This is a genomic window from Bacillus sp. J41TS8 (assembly GCF_018333035.1).
In the GTDB taxonomy this organism is placed as follows: Bacteria; Bacillota; Bacilli; order Bacillales; family Bacillaceae; genus Bacillus; species Bacillus paralicheniformis.
In genome coordinates this window covers 350,085-367,086 of sequence record NZ_BORF01000001.1, presented here as the reverse complement: position 1 = coordinate 367,086, position 17,002 = coordinate 350,085, and the positions used below count along the sequence as shown (strand labels likewise).

Annotated in this window: 13 protein-coding genes; 12 read left to right on the top strand and 1 reads right to left on the bottom strand. The window is 47.4% G+C overall.

Annotated features, from left to right (window positions below; all coding sequences use genetic code 11):
• The first annotated feature begins 6 nt into the window (after positions 1-6).
• From ilvC to yihA, 11 genes are all read left to right on the top strand, one after another.
• Positions 7-1,035 (top strand): ketol-acid reductoisomerase, encoded by a 1,029-nt coding sequence (ilvC, locus tag KI350_RS01975; RefSeq protein ID WP_020452476.1) that lies wholly within the window; start codon positions 7-9, stop codon positions 1,033-1,035.
• Positions 1,022-2,578 (top strand): 2-isopropylmalate synthase, encoded by a 1,557-nt coding sequence (locus KI350_RS01970; RefSeq protein ID WP_059231557.1) that lies wholly within the window; start codon positions 1,022-1,024, stop codon positions 2,576-2,578. The genes ilvC and KI350_RS01970 overlap by 14 nt, the downstream gene beginning before the upstream one ends.
• 27 nt (positions 2,579-2,605) lie before the next feature.
• Positions 2,606-3,718 (top strand): 3-isopropylmalate dehydrogenase, encoded by a 1,113-nt coding sequence (gene leuB / locus KI350_RS01965; RefSeq protein WP_023855435.1) that lies wholly within the window; start codon positions 2,606-2,608, stop codon positions 3,716-3,718.
• A gap of 33 nt (positions 3,719-3,751) precedes the next feature.
• Positions 3,752-5,170 carry a 3-isopropylmalate dehydratase large subunit gene (gene leuC, locus KI350_RS01960; RefSeq protein ID WP_020452473.1) on the top strand — a complete coding sequence of 473 codons (1,419 nt, stop codon included), beginning with the start codon at positions 3,752-3,754 and terminating at the stop codon, positions 5,168-5,170.
• Positions 5,171-5,182: 12 nt separating this feature from the next.
• Positions 5,183-5,782, top strand: a complete 600-nt coding sequence (leuD, locus tag KI350_RS01955; RefSeq protein WP_020452472.1) for a 3-isopropylmalate dehydratase small subunit — start codon at positions 5,183-5,185, stop codon at positions 5,780-5,782.
• Positions 5,783-5,911: 129 nt separating this feature from the next.
• Positions 5,912-6,919, top strand: a complete 1,008-nt coding sequence (gene ddcA / locus KI350_RS01950) for a DNA damage checkpoint antagonist DdcA (RefSeq protein WP_023855434.1) — start codon at positions 5,912-5,914, stop codon at positions 6,917-6,919.
• Between the two features lie 226 nt (positions 6,920-7,145).
• Positions 7,146-8,420, top strand: coding sequence for a trigger factor (tig, locus tag KI350_RS01945; protein ID WP_039072898.1), 1,275 nt, complete (start codon positions 7,146-7,148; stop codon positions 8,418-8,420).
• A gap of 268 nt (positions 8,421-8,688) precedes the next feature.
• Positions 8,689-9,954: an ATP-dependent protease ATP-binding subunit ClpX gene (clpX, locus tag KI350_RS01940; protein WP_003184083.1), complete on the top strand. Its 1,266-nt coding sequence runs from the start codon at positions 8,689-8,691 to the stop codon at positions 9,952-9,954.
• Positions 9,955-10,135: 181 nt separating this feature from the next.
• Positions 10,136-11,791 (top strand): ATP-dependent protease LonB, encoded by a 1,656-nt coding sequence (gene lonB / locus KI350_RS01935; protein ID WP_020452469.1) that lies wholly within the window; start codon positions 10,136-10,138, stop codon positions 11,789-11,791.
• 216 nt (positions 11,792-12,007) lie between these two features.
• The gene (lon, locus tag KI350_RS01930) at positions 12,008-14,332 is read left to right on the top strand and encodes an endopeptidase La (protein ID WP_023855433.1); all 2,325 of its coding nucleotides are present in this window, start codon (positions 12,008-12,010) and stop codon (positions 14,330-14,332) included.
• Positions 14,329-14,916: a ribosome biogenesis GTP-binding protein YihA/YsxC gene (gene yihA, locus KI350_RS01925; protein ID WP_023855432.1), complete on the top strand. Its 588-nt coding sequence runs from the start codon at positions 14,329-14,331 to the stop codon at positions 14,914-14,916. The genes lon and yihA overlap by 4 nt, the downstream gene beginning before the upstream one ends.
• Before the next feature lie 48 nt (positions 14,917-14,964).
• On the opposite strand, the gene KI350_RS01920 is transcribed toward yihA, so the two are convergent.
• Positions 14,965-15,450 carry a hypothetical protein gene (locus tag KI350_RS01920; protein ID WP_020452466.1) on the bottom strand — a complete coding sequence of 162 codons (486 nt, stop codon included), beginning with the start codon at positions 15,448-15,450 and terminating at the stop codon, positions 14,965-14,967.
• A gap of 188 nt (positions 15,451-15,638) precedes the next feature.
• On the opposite strand from KI350_RS01920, the gene hemA reads away from it, so the two are divergent.
• A complete protein-coding gene (gene hemA, locus KI350_RS01915; protein WP_059231559.1) occupies positions 15,639-17,000 on the top strand; it encodes a glutamyl-tRNA reductase in 1,362 nt (453 codons plus the stop codon).
• Positions 17,001-17,002 lie beyond the last annotated feature (2 nt).

The window sequence follows — 17,002 nt, the reverse complement described above, 5'->3', positions numbered from 1 at the left end:
ATTGAAATGGTAAAAGTATATTATAACGGTGATATCAAAGAAAACGTATTGGCAGGCAAAAAAGTAGCGGTAATCGGATACGGCTCTCAAGGCCATGCGCACGCACTGAACCTGAAAGAAAGCGGAGTGGACGTCATTGTCGGCGTCAGAAAAGGGAAATCCTTTGCAAAAGCAGAGGAAGACGGCCATCAAGTTTTCACGGTAAGAGAAGCGGCAGAACAGGCCGACATCGTTATGGTGCTTCTTCCGGATGAACAGCAGCAAAAAGTGTATGAAGCGGAAATTAAAGACGGACTTCAAGCGGGCAATTCACTCGTATTCGCCCACGGATTCAACGTTCATTTCCATCAGATCGTGCCTCCGGCAGATGTTGACGTATTCCTTGTCGCTCCTAAAGGACCGGGACATCTTGTCAGAAGAACGTTTGAACAAGGTGCAGGGGTTCCGGCGCTGTTTGCGATCTATCAGGATGTCACAGGGGAAGCGAAAGACAAAGCCCTTGCTTATGCTAAAGCGATCGGCGGAGCAAGAGCCGGTGTTCTTGAAACAACATTTAAAGAAGAAACTGAAACCGATCTTTTCGGTGAACAGGCGGTGCTGTGCGGAGGATTGACTTCCCTTGTCAAAGCAGGATTCGAAACGCTGACAGAAGCGGGCTATCAGCCTGAACTCGCATACTTCGAGTGTCTGCACGAGCTGAAGCTCATCGTCGACTTGATGTATGAAGAAGGTTTGGCAGGCATGAGATATTCGATTTCAGACACAGCGCAGTGGGGAGATTTCGTATCAGGCCCGCGCGTCGTCGATGAGAAGGTAAAAGCATCAATGAAAGAAGTATTGAAAGACATCCAAAACGGTACATTCGCGAAAGAATGGATCGTCGAAAACCAAGTCAACCGTCCGCGTTTCAACGCCATCAATACAAGCGAAAACGAACACGAAATCGAAGTGGTCGGCAGAAAGCTTCGCGAAATGATGCCGTTTGTCAAGCAGGGCAAGAAGAAGGAAGCGGTGGTAGCCGGTGCGAAAAATTAACTTTTTTGATACGACACTCCGTGACGGTGAGCAGTCGCCGGGCGTTAATTTAAACACGCAGGAGAAGCTGGCGATCGCCCAGCAGCTTGAAAAACTCGGGGTCAACATTATGGAAGCGGGTTTCCCCGCTTCATCCCCCGGGGATTTCAACGCAGTAAAAGAAATCGCAAGGACGATTAAAAACTGTTCGGTAACGGGGCTTGCCCGCTCTGTCAAAGGAGATATCGATTCGGCGTGGGAAGCGCTCAAAGACGGGGCTGAACCAAGGCTTCACATTTTTATCGCCACTTCTGACATCCATTTAAAATATAAGCTGAAAAAAACGCGCGAACAGGTTCTGGAACAGGCGGTCGCAATGGTGAAATACGCCAAAGAACGCTTCCCGATCGTCCAGTGGTCTGCCGAAGATGCGTGCCGGACCGACCTTCCGTTTTTAGCCGAGATCGTCAGCGAAGTGATCGCCGCGGGAGCGGACGTCGTCAATCTTCCGGATACGGTCGGTTATTTAGCGCCCGCCGAATACGGAAATATCTTCCGCTATATTAAAGAAAATGCCCGCAATGCTGACAAAGTCACGCTTTCAGCCCATTGCCACGATGATTTAGGCATGGCTGTCGCCAACTCTTTGGCTGCGATTGAAAACGGAGCGGATCAAGTCGAATCGGTCATCAACGGCATAGGCGAAAGAGCGGGGAACGCCTCTCTTGAAGAAATCGCCGTCGCCCTCTATCTCCGAAAAGATTTCTACCAGGCGGAATCAACGATTCAGCTGAATGAGATTAAGCGGACAAGTGATTTAGTGAGCAAACTGACCGGCATGGCCGTGCCGCGGAACAAAGCGGTCGTCGGCGATAATGCCTTTGCCCACGAATCAGGCATTCACCAGGACGGCTTCTTAAAAGAAAAAACAACATATGAAATTATTTCTCCGGAGCTTGTCGGCGTAAAAACGGATGCGCTTGTCCTCGGAAAGCATTCAGGGCGCCACGCATTTAAAGATAAGCTGCAAAACCTCGGATTCCAGTTTGGAGAAGAAGAAATCAATAAATTTTTTAACATCTTTAAAGAACTTACCGACAAGAAAAAGGAATTTACGGATGAAGATCTCATCTCGCTGATTCTCGAGGAGAAAACGGCAGACCGCAAAATCGGCTATGAATTTATTTCACTGCAGGTTCATTACGGCACCTCGCAGGTTCCGACAGCAACGGTTTCCCTTAAAGATCAGGAAACGGATCAGATCATCCAGGAAGCGGCGACCGGAGCGGGAAGTGTTGAAGCGGTGTACAACACGCTGAAGCGCTGTATGGATAAAGAAGTCCAGCTCCTTGATTACCGGATTCAATCCAATCGCAAGGGACAGGATGCATTCGCGCAAGTATACGTCAGGGTGATGATCGACGGAAAAGAATCCGGAGGACGCGGAGTCGCCCAGGATGTTCTCGAAGCATCTGCCAAAGCTTACTTGAACGCAGTGAACCGCTATCTCGTATTGAAGACGAATACGGAAGGATTGTCAAAACAGGCGGCTGTAGGATCATAACAGTAATAAGGAAGGAGTTTGTTGAATTTGAAAAAACGAATCGCACTTTTGCCCGGTGACGGAATTGGTCCCGAAGTATTGGACGCGGCTGTTGATGTGCTGAAAAGCGTTGCTGAACATTATCAGCATGAATTCGAATTTGAATACGGCCTGATCGGCGGAGCGGCAATTGATGAGGCGGGAGCGCCGCTTCCCGAGGAAACTGTCGCCGCTTGCAAAGCTGCGGACGCCATTTTGCTCGGAGCAGTAGGCGGGCCGAAATGGGATCAAAATCCTTCTGAGCTGAGGCCTGAAAAAGGGCTGCTCGCCATCCGCAAGCAGCTCGATCTTTTTGCCAATCTGCGGCCTGTTAAAGTATTTGAAAGCCTTGCGGGGGCTTCTCCGTTAAAAGCTGAATATATCGAAGGTGTTGACTTTGTCATCGTTCGCGAGCTGACGGGCGGCCTGTATTTCGGAAAGCCTAGCGAGCAGTACGTCAATCAGAACGGCGAGGAAGAAGCCGTTGACACGCTGTTTTATAAAAAGTCGGAAATGGAAAGGGTCATCAGGGAGGCCTTCCAAATGGCGCAGAGACGAAAAGGCAAAGTGACCTCTGTTGATAAAGCGAACGTCCTTGAGTCAAGCAAACTATGGCGCAAGACGGCGGAAGAAGTAGCGAAAGAGTTTCCTGACGTCAAGCTTGAGCACATGCTCGTCGACAATGCAGCGATGCAGCTCATTTATGCGCCTGGACAGTTTGACATTATCGTGACTGAAAACATGTTCGGCGATATTTTAAGCGATGAAGCATCGATGCTGACCGGGTCGCTCGGCATGCTGCCGTCGGCAAGCTTATCAAGCTCCGGACTTCATCTATATGAACCTGTCCACGGCTCGGCCCCTGATATCGCGGGACAGAACATTGCCAATCCGCTTGCGGCGATCTTGTCCGCGGCTATGATGCTCAGGACGTCATTCGGTCTTGAAGCTGAAGCGAAAGCTGTTGAACACGCAGTTGATCAAGTTCTCCGGGCAGGTAAGCGGACGAAGGACCTGGCAAAAGGATCGGAACATTCCACGACTCAATCGATTACAGGGGAAGTAAAAGCTGCGCTGGCAGACGACAATGCCATTTCAAACATCATGACCGCTTACGTTTAAGGAAAATGGATATTGGTAGAGGGAGGAAGAAAGATGATGCCTCGAACGATCATCGAAAAAATTTGGGATCAACACGTGATTAAAAAAGGTGAAGGGAAGCCTGACCTTCTCTATATCGATCTGCATCTGATACACGAGGTAACGTCACCCCAGGCCTTTGAAGGCCTAAGGCAAAAGAATAGAAAAGTCAGACGGCCTCAAAATACGTTTGCCACAATGGACCACAACATTCCGACTGTCAATCGGTTTGAGATTAAAGATGATGTCGCCAAACGGCAGGTCAGTGCGCTCGAACGGAATTGCGAAGAATTCGGCATCCGCCTCGCAGACTTGTCAAGCGTCGACCAGGGGATCGTCCATGTCATCGGACCTGAACTGGGGCTGACGCTGCCGGGCAAAACGATCGTTTGCGGAGACAGTCATACATCTACACACGGAGCGTTTGGTGCGCTCGCTTTCGGAATCGGAACGAGCGAGGTGGAGCACGTCTTGTCAACGCAGACGCTTTGGCAGCAAAAACCGAAGACGCTGGAAATCCGCGTTGACGGCAAACTGCAAAAAGGAGTGACGGCTAAAGACGTCATTCTGGCGGTCATCGGAAAATACGGGGTTAAATTCGGTGCGGGTTATGTCATTGAATATACCGGCGAAGTATTCCGAAACATGTCGATGGACGAACGAATGACGGTGTGCAACATGTCAATCGAAGCTGGGGCAAGAGCAGGATTGATTGCACCGGATGAAACAACATTTGAATATGTCAAAACGAAAAAATATGCGCCAAAAGGCGAAGAGTTTGAGAAAGCTGTAGAAGAGTGGAAGAATCTGAGAACCGATCCGGGGGCGGTCTACGACCGGACGATCGTGATGGACGGAAGCGCGATTTCACCGATGGTGACGTGGGGCATCAACCCTGGCATGGTGCTGCCGGTTGATGAAGCGATTCCGGGCCCTGAGGCCTTCTCTCAGGAAGACGATAAAAAAGAAGCGCAGCGCGCATATGAATATATGGGTCTTGAACCATATAAAAAAATCGAGGACATTACAATCGAGCACGTCTTTATCGGTTCATGCACCAACTCGCGCATGACAGATCTTCGCCAGGCTGCTGAAATGATAAAAGGCCAAAAAGTCGCCGACGGCGTCAGAGCGATCGTCGTTCCCGGCTCGCAAAGCGTCAAAATTCAAGCTGAAAATGAAGGGCTTCACCAGATTTTCATCGAAGCGGGTTTTGAATGGAGAGAATCGGGATGCAGCATGTGTTTGAGCATGAACAACGATGTTGTCCCTGAAGGAGAGCGCTGTGCTTCCACTTCCAACCGCAATTTTGAAGGCAGACAGGGCAAAGGGGCCAGGACGCATCTCGTCAGCCCGGCGATGGCCGCGATGGCCGCGATTCACGGACGCTTTGTCGATGTCAGAAAATATTACCAAGAGACAACAGCTGTATAGAGGAGTGACAAGATGGAGCCATTAAAGACCCATACCGGAATAGCAGCGGTGCTAAACAGAATCAACGTAGACACGGACCAGATCATTCCGAAGCAATTTTTAAAGAGGATTGAAAGAACGGGATACGGCCGCTTTGCTTTCTTTGACTGGAGGTATTTGGATAACGGCGATCCAAACCCTGATTTTGAGCTGAACCGGCCGGAATACAAAGGCGCTTCGATTTTAATCGCCGGCGAAAACTTCGGCTGCGGCTCTTCAAGGGAACACGCCCCATGGGCGCTAGACGACTACGGATTTAAAATCATTATCGCGCCGTCTTTTGCCGATATCTTTCACCAAAACTGTTTCAAAAACGGCATGCTGCCGATCCGCCTTCCTTATGAGACGTGGAAAGAGCTTGCTGAACAGTATGAACATCAGTCTTTGCCGATGACTGTCGATCTTGAAAAACAGACGATAACAGACCACGCCGGGCAGCAGATTGCCTTTGAGGTCGATCCGCATTGGAAAGAGATGCTGCTGAACGGTTACGATGAAATTTCTTTAACATTGCTCCTTGAAGAAGAAATCGAACAATTTGAGAAACAGAGAAGTTCTTGGTTGCAAGCATAAAAAAGCTGTCCGATGTAGATCGGAGGCTTTTTTTGCTGAAGGCAGCATACTGCCGCCGGTTCTTTCTTGTGTTTAGCGGGCCGGGTTGTTACACTTGTTAAAAAATAAGTGCCTGAAAGGAACTTAGAAATGAAGCATGACAAGAAAAACTCGAAGATCATCCCGTTCCCGAACGTTAAGGAGCGTTTAGTGCACAAAGGGATGGCCGCGCTTAAAGAAAAGAATTATCATGAAGCGCTCAGGCTGTTTTCTGAAGCGAAGCGCTATGATGACGAGGAATCGGATATTTATCTGGGAATGGCCATCTGCCTGCTGGAAATCGGCGAGCTTGAAGAAGCGAAAGGCATCTGTGAAAAAATGCTGAAAGAAGGCCACGGCCATTATTTTACCGTTTTACAAGTCTATATGACGATTTTAATCCAGCTCAGACAATACGAAAAAGTAAAAGAAACGATTGAAGCTGTACTCGAAGAAAATAAGCTGCCTCCTGAAAGCGCGGAACAGTTTTATAAACTGCTTGATTTCAGCCGCAAGATGACGGAAGACCCCGGACCTGAGGATATCACCGAAGACCTTCCCGAGACGGAGGAGGTTGATCAGGAAAGGCTTTTGAATGACACGGAAGAGCAGGTTAAACTTCTTCACGGACTGAAGGACCGCAATCTGACAAGCTATATCGGCTTGTTGAAAACAATTTTGCAAAATCCGAGCGCGCATCCTGTCGTAAAAACGATGATTCTCCAGCTTTTGGCCGAGTCAGACCATGAAAAGCCGACACTTGTCGCAAAATTTGGCGATTCGATGACAATTAATCCGACAGAGACAGTCAAGCCGGATGATATGCCGATATTAAAGCATGTTCTGAGCGTGCTGGATGACACGCTGGGGAATGAAAATCCCACGCTGTACCAAGCGGTCGAAGAGCTGTGGAGAAGGCATATTTACGTCCTCTATCCGTTTCAGCCGAAATACTCAAACCGCGAGCTCTGGGCTGCTGCGCTGCATAAAGTCGGATACGAAATGCACGGGATCGACATCGATAAAGAGGAGCTTCATATTCTCTATGAATTCAATGACAGACAGCTTGACGAGGCCTGCGCGCTCATCAAAGACATAGAAGAAATTTCTTATTTGTAAATGTTGAAAGCAGCGGGCATTGTGTTATAATATAGTGGTTGCATTTGTGAAAAACGGAAGTTGATCCGTTTGCCGCTTAAAGTTCATTATTTATCTTTGTATACATAATGATGGCTGTCAGAAACACATGAGCTGCACACAGTCGGCAGCTTGCGATGGACGTAGCCGTTTGTTTGTTTTAAAATGGAAAACCGACACAACCTGAATAGATTTTGGAGGGAAACACATGTCAGTAAAATGGGAAAAGCAAGAAGGAAACGAAGGCGTTTTAACGGTTGAGGTAGATGCCGATACCTTTAATAAAGCCCTTGATGATGCATTTAAAAAAGTCGTAAAGCAAGTATCCATTCCTGGATTCCGCAAAGGGAAAGTACCGCGCGGTTTGTTTGAACAGCGTTTTGGTGTTGAGGCGCTTTATCAGGATGCGCTGGACATCCTGCTTCCTGTCGAGTATCCGAAAGCGGTAGAGGAAGCGGGCATTGAGCCTGTTGATCGCCCGGAAATCGATGTGGAAAAAATCGAAAAAGGCGAAAACCTGATCTTCACTGCGAAGGTAACGGTTAAGCCTGAAGTGAAACTTGGCGAATACAAAGGCCTTGGCATTGAAAAAGACGATACTGCCGTAACGGATGAAGACGTTCAAAATGAACTGAAGTCTCTTCAAGAGCGCCAGGCTGAACTCGTTGTAAAAGAAGACGGCAAAGTGGAAGAAGGGGACACTGTTGTTCTTGACTTCGAAGGATTCGTAGACGGCGAAGCGTTCGAAGGCGGAAAAGCGGAAAACTATTCCCTTGAAGTCGGTTCAGGCTCTTTCATTCCAGGTTTTGAAGATCAGCTTGTCGGACTTGAAGCCGGTGCTGAAAAAGACGTAGAAGTAACATTCCCTGAGGAATACCATGCGGAAGAGCTTGCGGGCAAACCTGCCATATTCAAAGTGAAAATCCACGAAATCAAAGCGAAGGAGCTTCCTGAGCTTAATGACGAGTTTGCGAAAGATGTCGATGAGGAAGTTGAAACGCTTGCCGAGCTGACTGAAAAAACGAAAAAACGTCTCGAGGAAGCAAAAGAAAACGAAGCGGACGCTAAACTTCGCGAAGAGCTTGTCGTAAAAGCAGCTGAAAACGCTGAAGCTGACATTCCTCAAGCGATGATCGACACAGAGCTTGACCGCATGATGAAAGAATTCGAACAGCGTCTGCAAATGCAAGGCATGAACCTTGAGCTTTACTTCCAATTCTCAGGACAGGATGAAAACGCGCTGAAAGAGCAAATGAAAGAGGATGCTGAAAAACGCGTGAAATCCAACCTGACACTGGAAGCGATCGCCAAAGCTGAAAACCTTCAAGTCACTGACGAAGAAGTCGAAGAAGAGCTTTCTAAAATGGCTGAAGCGTACAACATGCCTGTTGAAAACATCAAACAAGCAATCGGTTCTACAGAAGGAATGAAAGAGGACTTAAAAGTTCGCAAAGCAATTGATTTTCTTGTAGAAAACCGTTAATATGTTTCATAATCATACTTTATATAAAACAGGGCGCGAATGTTTCGTGCCTTGTTTTATACAATTTTGACTTATCATCTTTTCTTTGGGAAAGGATAGATAATGTCGTTTTGATCAACATACATATTGAATATGCCGAACGGCAAACACAACGTTATCGCCTTTTTGGAAAGTGTGGTAAAATGCAATACATAATGGAACGAATGTTTTCAAGCGATGTTTCTTTTAACGAAGAAACAGGAATGACAAGGATATAAGGGGTGAAAGAATGTTTAAATTCAACGAGGAAAAAGGACAATTAAAATGCTCGTTTTGCGGAAAAACACAAGATCAGGTACGCAAGCTTGTCGCCGGACCAGGCGTATATATATGTGACGAGTGCATCGAACTTTGCACTGAAATTGTAGAAGAGGAACTCGGCTCTGAAGAAGAAGTGGAGTTCAAAGATGTCCCAAAACCAAAGGAAATCCGCGAGATTCTTGATGAATACGTCATCGGCCAGGACCAGGCAAAAAAATCCCTTGCCGTGGCCGTCTACAATCATTACAAGCGGATCAATTCGAACAGCAAAGTCGATGATGTCGAGCTGTCAAAAAGTAATATTTCCATGATCGGACCGACTGGAAGCGGAAAAACGCTTCTTGCTCAAACACTAGCCCGCATCCTGAATGTGCCGTTTGCCATTGCAGATGCCACTTCGCTTACTGAAGCAGGCTATGTCGGTGAAGATGTGGAGAACATTTTGCTTAAGCTGATTCAGGCTGCTGACTACGATGTTGAAAAAGCGGAAAAAGGCATTATCTACATCGATGAAATCGATAAAGTAGCCAGAAAGTCCGAGAACCCTTCAATTACACGCGATGTATCAGGTGAAGGCGTTCAGCAGGCTCTGCTTAAAATTCTTGAAGGTACGGTTGCAAGCGTTCCTCCACAAGGCGGAAGAAAGCATCCTCATCAAGAGTTCATCCAGATTGACACAACGAACATCCTGTTCATTTGCGGCGGAGCTTTTGATGGAATCGAGCAAATCATCAAGCGCCGTCTCGGTCAAAAGGTCATTGGCTTCGGCTCTGACAACAAGCATGAAGATCTTGAAAAAGAAGCGCTTCTTTCCAAAGTGCTTCCGGAAGACTTGCTTCGCTTCGGTCTGATCCCTGAATTCATCGGCCGTCTCCCGATCATCGCAAGCCTTGAACCACTCGATGAAAAAGCGCTGGTTGAAATTTTAACAAAACCGAAAAACGCACTTGTTAAACAATATAGAAAAATGCTTGAGCTGGATGATGTGGAGCTTGTATTTGAAGACGAAGCGCTCACAGAAATCGCTAAAAAAGCAATTGAACGTAAAACAGGAGCACGCGGACTTCGTTCCATTATCGAAGGAATCATGCTCGACGTGATGTTCGATCTGCCGTCACGCGAGGATATTGAAAAATGCGTGATTACAGGCAAAACCGTCACTGACGGCGAACCGCCGCGTCTCATTATGAAAGACGGCACGGTCGTCAATAAAGACAAAAAAACTTCAGCATAATGCAGAGAACCTCCTAGCCAAAGGAGGTTCTTTTTTTGCATTTGGAAACCGTCGCCATACAGAAAAAAGTGACGATTCGAAAAGCAAAATTATCCCTTTCTGTACGTTTATTCCCTCCGTGATCAGGAAATACTATCTGACATACTTAAAGATACGAAACCATTTCAGGAGGGACCATCAGTTGAGCTGGACGAGCATTGCACTTTTTGTACAACTATTTTTCGGGATCATCATCGGATTATATTTTTGGAATCTGCTCAAGAATCAAAGAACCCAAAAGGTTACGATAGACAGAGAGTCCAAAAAAGAGATGGAACAGCTCCGGAAAATGAGATCAATCCATTTATCAGAACCGTTATCAGAAAAGGTAAGGCCGACAGCTTTTAAAGACATCGTCGGCCAAGAGGACGGCATTAAAGCGCTGAAAGCCGCCCTTTGCGGACCAAATCCGCAGCATGTCATTATTTACGGCCCTCCAGGTGTGGGGAAAACCGCAGCTGCAAGGCTTGTCCTCGAAGAAGCGAAAAAGAACAAGCGCTCACCGTTCCAGGAACATTCCGTCTTTGTCGAGCTTGACGCGACAACGGCCCGCTTCGACGAGCGGGGAATCGCCGACCCGTTGATCGGATCGGTCCACGATCCGATTTATCAGGGTGCCGGAGCGATGGGGCAGGCCGGAATTCCTCAGCCAAAGCAGGGAGCCGTTACGCATGCGCACGGCGGGGTATTATTCATCGACGAAATCGGAGAGCTTCATCCGATTCAAATGAATAAAATGCTGAAGGTGCTTGAAGATCGGAAAGTGTTTTTGGAAAGCGCCTATTACAGTGAAGAAAACACGCAAATCCCTAAACACATCCACGACATTTTTCAAAACGGGCTGCCGGCGGATTTCAGACTGATCGGCGCGACGACGAGGATGCCTGACGAAATCCCGCCAGCGATTCGGTCGAGATGTCTGGAAGTGTTCTTCCGCGACCTTGAAAAGCAAGAATTAAAAACGGTCGCCAAAAAAGCGGCTGATAAGATTGAGAAGAAAGTCGCAGAGGAAGGACTTGACCTGTTGACGCGGTATGCGAGAAACGGCCGCGAAGTCGTCAATATGATGCAAATCGCCGCCGGAATGGCTTTGACTGAAGAGCGTGACGAGGTGACGGTTGAAGATATCGAATGGGTGATCCATTCGAGCCAGCTGACACCGAAATACGAACAAAAAATCGCCTCCAAACCGCAGGTCGGCATCGTCAACGGACTTGCCGTCCACGGCCCTAACAGCGGTTCGCTGCTCGAAATTGAAGTCACAGTCAACAAGGCTGCTGATAAGGGATCGATTAATATCACAGGCATCGCAGAAGAAGAGAATATCGGCAACCAGTCAAAATCGATCCGACGGAAAAGCATGGCGAAAGGGTCGGTCGAAAATGTCATGACTGTATTGCGGACAATGGGAGTAAAAGCTTCGGATTATGATATTCACGTGAATTTCCCCGGCGGTATCCCGGTTGACGGACCATCTGCAGGAATTGCCATGGCGGCGGGCATTTTCTCCGCCATTCATAAGGTTCCGATAGACCATACTGTCGCCATGACGGGGGAAATCAGCCTGAACGGCCGGGTAAAGCCGATCGGCGGCGTGATTCCGAAAATCAAAGCGGCCAAGCATGCGGGGGCAAAAACTGTTATTATTCCGCACGAAAATGTCCAGTCGATTTTAAAGCGGATAGAAGGCGTACATATCATTCCCGTCAAAACCTTGCAGGAAGTGCTGGACCTTGCATTGGTCAACCCTCCTTCAGAAATGCCTGACGGCGCTCAGATGAAAAGAGAATCCGTATAAATCCCCATCATTTCAGATGGGGATTTTTTTCGGGCCGGTTTTCTCCGACAGGCGCCGGCATGTTTTCTTAGCGGAGGACATCTTTTCCTTTTTCAGAACTGAAAGAAAGGGTATACTACAGGAGACCCTTTTTATTTCGCCGGGCTTACAATTGTACAGGGATAAAAAAAGTATATTATAATGGTTCATACTAAAGTTACGGAGGTGTCAGTCAAAATGGCAGATGAAACGAAACGAAACATCCCGCTCCTCCCTTTAAGAGGTTTACTCGTCTATCCGACGATGGTTTTGCACCTTGACGTCGGGCGTGAAAAGTCGGTTCAGGCGCTTGAACAGGCGATGATGAATGACCATATGATTTTTTTGGCAACACAAAAGGACATATCCATAGACGAACCGGATGAAGACGAGATTTTTACATTCGGAACCTATACAAAAATCAAGCAGATGCTCAAGCTGCCGAACGGAACGATCCGCGTTTTGGTGGAGGGGCTGCAGCGCGCCCGCATTCTTGAGTACCATGATTTAGATGAATATACGTCTGTAAAAATCGAACGAATCGATGAAGAGACTGAAAAAGATGTTGAAGATGAAGCACTTATGCGCACATTGCTTGACCACTTCGATCAATACATAAAGATTTCGAAAAAAATATCGGCTGAAACATTTGCCGCTGTGACAGATATTGAAGAGCCGGGAAGAATGGCCGATATCGTCGCCTCCCACCTGCCGCTTAAGTTGAAAGACAAGCAGGAAGTGCTGGAAACGATCGATGTCAAAGCCAGATTAAACAAAGTGATCGACCTGATTCACAACGAAAAAGAAGTCCTTGAGATTGAAAAGAAGATCGGGCAGCGCGTCAAGCGTTCAATGGAAAGAACGCAAAAGGAGTATTACCTGCGCGAGCAGATGAAAGCCATCCAAAAAGAGCTTGGCGATAAAGAAGGAAAAACGGGCGAGGTCCAAAAGCTGACTGAGAAAATCGAACAGGCCGGCATGCCTGACAATGTGAAAGAAACCGCGTTTAAAGAGCTAAACCGGTACGAAAAAATTCCGTCAAGCTCAGCTGAAAGTTCTGTCATCCGCAATTATATTGAATGGCTTATTTCCCTCCCATGGAATGATGCAACAGAAGACAGGCTTGATTTAAATCTCGCCAGTCAAATTCTTGATGAAGAACATCACGGACTTGAAAAAGTGAAGGAACGGGTTCTCGAATATTTGGCAGTCCAAAAGCTGACCCGCTCGTTAAAAGGACCGATCTTATGCTTGGCCGGACCTCCGGGTGTCGGAAAAACCTCGCTGGCCAAATCGATCGCCAAATCGCTCGGACGCAAATTTGTCCGCATTTCCCTTGGCGGCGTGAGGGATGAATCCGAAATCCGTGGCCACCGCCGCACATATGTAGGCGCCATGCCGGGCCGCATTATTCAGGGGATGAAAAAAGCAGGCAAGAACAATCCCGTGTTCCTTTTGGACGAGATTGATAAAATGGCTTCGGATTTCAGGGGAGATCCTGCTTCAGCGATGCTGGAAGTGCTCGATCCTGAACAAAACCATACGTTCAGCGACCATTATATTGAAGAGACGTTTGATTTATCAAAGGTTTTGTTTATTGCGACCGCGAACAACCTGGCCACAATCCCGGGTCCGCTCAGAGACCGTATGGAGATCATCACGATCGCGGGCTATACGGAAGTGGAAAAGGTCGAAATCGTCAAAGACCATCTGCTTCCAAAACAGCTGAAAGAACACGGTCTGAAAAAATCCAATCTGCAAATACGGGAGCAGGCTGTCCTTGATGTTATTCGCTATTATACGAGGGAAGCCGGCGTCAGAAGTCTTGAACGCCAAATCGCAGCGATATGCAGAAAAGCGGCGAAGCTGATCGTATCAGGGGAAAGAAAAAGAATTACGGTCACGGACAAAAACCTTGAAGACTATTTAGGAAAAAGAATGTTCAGGTACGGACAGGCTGAGCTCGACGATCAGATCGGCGTTGTCACAGGTCTCGCTTACACGACGGTCGGCGGAGATACGCTGTCCATCGAAGTGTCTCTTTCCCCCGGGAAAGGCAAGCTCATTTTAACCGGAAAGCTCGGCGATGTCATGAGAGAGTCGGCACAAGCCGCATTCAGCTATGTCCGTTCAAAAGCGGAAGAGTTAAACATCAGCCCTGATTTTCATGAAAAACACGATATTCACATTCACGTGCCGGAAGGGGCCGTTCCGAAGGACGGGCCATCCGCGGGGATCACAATGGCGACAGCTCTTGTTTCGGCGCTGACGGGCCGACCTGTTTCACGAAATGTCGGCATGACCGGCGAAATCACGTTAAGAGGCCGCGTCCTTCCGATCGGCGGCTTGAAGGAAAAGGCGCTCGGCGCACACCGTGCCGGCTTAAAGACTGTCATTATGCCGAAAGATAATGAAAAAGACATTGAGGACATTCCAAACAGCGTGCGGGAAGGCTTAACCTTCATTCCTGTCGCTCACCTGGACGAAGTTCTAAAGCATGCGCTAGTAGGAGAAGAGAAATGAAAGTAACGAAATCAGAGATTGTCATCAGTGCGGTGAAACCCGAGCAGTACCCTGAAGGGGGGCTGCCGGAAATCGCCCTTGCCGGGAGATCTAATGTCGGAAAATCGTCATTTATCAATACAATGATCAACCGTAAAAACTTAGCGAGGACATCATCAAAGCCGGGCAAAACACAGACATTAAACTTTTATATCATTAACGATGTCCTTCACTTTGTCGATGTGCCCGGTTACGGATTTGCGAAAGTCTCCAAAACGGAGCGCGAGGCTTGGGGCCGTATGATAGAGACGTATTTGACATCCCGCGAAGAACTGAAAGCGGTCGTCCAAATCGTCGACCTCAGGCATGCTCCTTCACAGGATGATGTCATCATGTACGACTTTTTAAAGCATTATGAAATTCCTGTGATCGTGATTGCGACAAAAGCGGATAAAATCCCTAAAGGTAAATGGGAAAAGCATGCCAAAGTCGTCAAAGAGACGCTCAATATAGAAAAAGAAGACAAACTCATCTTGTTTTCCTCCGAGACGAAAAAGGGTAAACAAGAAGCGTGGTCGGCGATCGAGCAAATGATCGCGAGATAAAAGAAAAAGCACTTGCGGGATTGATGCAAGTGCTTTTTCTTGAATAAACTATTTTCTTTTTAAGAATAATAAAAGCAGACTAACCGCGATAAAAGCGGCCGGCCAATAAGCTTCTACATATGCCGTCTCGATATTCGCCGTCTTCAGCCAGGCGGCAATCTGCCGGAAAAAATAAAGATAGAGGGCGACTGCGATCATCAGCAGACTCTCATATTGATATTCTTTCGTCTTAAACGATTTGACAAGAAGCGCCGCACCGAGGATCAGCACGATGACCGCAAAATCATCCGCGCGGCTGAAATAGTCCTCTTTAAATGTGAAATAAACGCCGATCGCTGTCATGAAGAGCCCTGCAAAGGAATGGGCGGAATCGGCTTCCTTCTGCCCCTGATAAAAAAGAGCCAGCCCGATGAGCCCTGCAAGTACAGACCATTCTTCCTGTCCGTCAAACAGGCTGATCCGGCCCGACCGCAGAAAGGCGTAGACAGCCACGGCTATCAACAGCAATGGAAGCAAAACAGATTTCTTTTTCAAAGTATCACCTTCTTGATGTAGTGAAAGAAATAGAAACACATTTTCTACTATATCACATCAATTTTTTAAAATCTGTTCACATTTTGGGAAGAGAAAATAGTGAATATATGTTATAATCGTTTTGAATAATAAATTCTATATTATAATCATTCTAATTTAGATAGATGCTGGGGGTGCAAGCAAGAGTTATGCATATACTTGTCGTGGGATTGGATTACAAATCAGCCCCTGTTGATATACGTGAAAAGTTAACCTTTCAGCCGGATGAGCTGGGGCAGGCGATGTCGCAATTGAAAGAAGAAAAAAGCATACTTGAGAATATCATCGTGTCGACATGCAACCGGACAGAGCTGTATGCAGTCGTTGATCAGCTGCACACCGGACGTTATTATATGAAAATGTTTTTGGCGAACTGGTTCGGACTAAGCAAAGAGGACATTTCGCCTTACTTGAAGTTTTATGAAAACGACGGAGCCGTTGAACATTTGTTCCGCGTATCGTGCGGATTGGATTCGATGGTTATTGGAGAAACGCAGATTTTAGGCCAAGTGCGTACAAGTTTCAAGCTGGCTCAGGAAGAGAAGACAATTGGTACCGTTTTCAACTATTTGTTTAAGCAGGCTGTCACCGTCGCGAAGCGCTGCCATGCCGAAACGGACATTGCTTCAAATGCTGTATCCGTCAGCTATGCAGCCGTCGAGCTTGCCAGGAAAATCTTCGGCGACCTTTCCGATAAACACGTGCTGATTCTCGGCGCGGGCAAAATGGGAGAGCTTGCGGTTCAAAACCTGCACGGCCACGGAATCGGACAGGTTACCGTGATCAACAGAACATTTTCAAAAGCGAAGGAGCTTGCCGGCCGTTTTTCAGGCGCGGCGAAAAGCTTAAATGAGCTGCAATGCGCTTTAATGGAAGCCGACATTCTCATCAGTTCAACGGGCGCAAGCGGCTATGTCGTCACAAAAGAGATGATCGAACATGTCAATAAGCTTCGCAAAGGATGTCCGCTTTTTATGGTGGATATTGCCGTGCCGCGGGATCTTGACCCGACTCTCAGCGATGTGGAAGGCGTCTTTCTGTACGATATTGACGATCTTGAAGGGATCGTGGAAGAAAATCTGAAGGAGCGTCAGGCCGTTGCTGAAGAAGTGGAGCTGATTATTGAAGCTGAGATCGTCGCTTTTAAACAATGGCTGAATACGCTCGGCGTCGTGCCGGTCATCTCTGCTCTCAGGGAAAAAGCTTTGACAATCCAGGCGGAAACGATGCAGAGCATCGAACGGAAGCTCCCTCACTTGAGCACAAGAGAGAAAAAACTTTTAAACAAGCATACGAAAAGCATTATCAACCAGCTCTTGCGCGACCCGATTTTAAAAGTGAAGGAGTTTGCGTCAGAAGCTGATGCCGAAGAAAAGCTTGCGCTGTTTACGCAGATTTTTGATATTGAAGAAGCGGCTTTTCCTGACGGAGAGAATCAAGACGAACGCCAGCCGGTTCATGCGTTTAAGCGGCAAAACCAGCAGGGTTTGACTTCTATCGCGAGCGAGTGACA

Bases quoted from the DNA above. Each gene is read 5' to 3' on its own strand.
- hemA (WP_059231559.1), top strand. From the start codon at position 15,639: ATGCATATACTTGTCGTGGGATTGGATTACAAATCAGCCCCTGTTGAT.
- tig (WP_039072898.1), top strand. From the start codon at position 7,146: ATGTCAGTAAAATGGGAAAAGCAAGAAGGAAACGAAGGCGTTTTAACG.
- clpX (WP_003184083.1), top strand. From the start codon at position 8,689: ATGTTTAAATTCAACGAGGAAAAAGGACAATTAAAATGCTCGTTTTGC.
- leuD (WP_020452472.1), top strand. From the start codon at position 5,183: ATGGAGCCATTAAAGACCCATACCGGAATAGCAGCGGTGCTAAACAGA.
- ddcA (WP_023855434.1), top strand. From the start codon at position 5,912: ATGAAGCATGACAAGAAAAACTCGAAGATCATCCCGTTCCCGAACGTT.
- yihA (WP_023855432.1), top strand. From the start codon at position 14,329: ATGAAAGTAACGAAATCAGAGATTGTCATCAGTGCGGTGAAACCCGAG.
- ilvC (WP_020452476.1), top strand. From the start codon at position 7: ATGGTAAAAGTATATTATAACGGTGATATCAAAGAAAACGTATTGGCA.
- lon (WP_023855433.1), top strand. From the start codon at position 12,008: ATGGCAGATGAAACGAAACGAAACATCCCGCTCCTCCCTTTAAGAGGT.
- leuC (WP_020452473.1), top strand. From the start codon at position 3,752: ATGATGCCTCGAACGATCATCGAAAAAATTTGGGATCAACACGTGATT.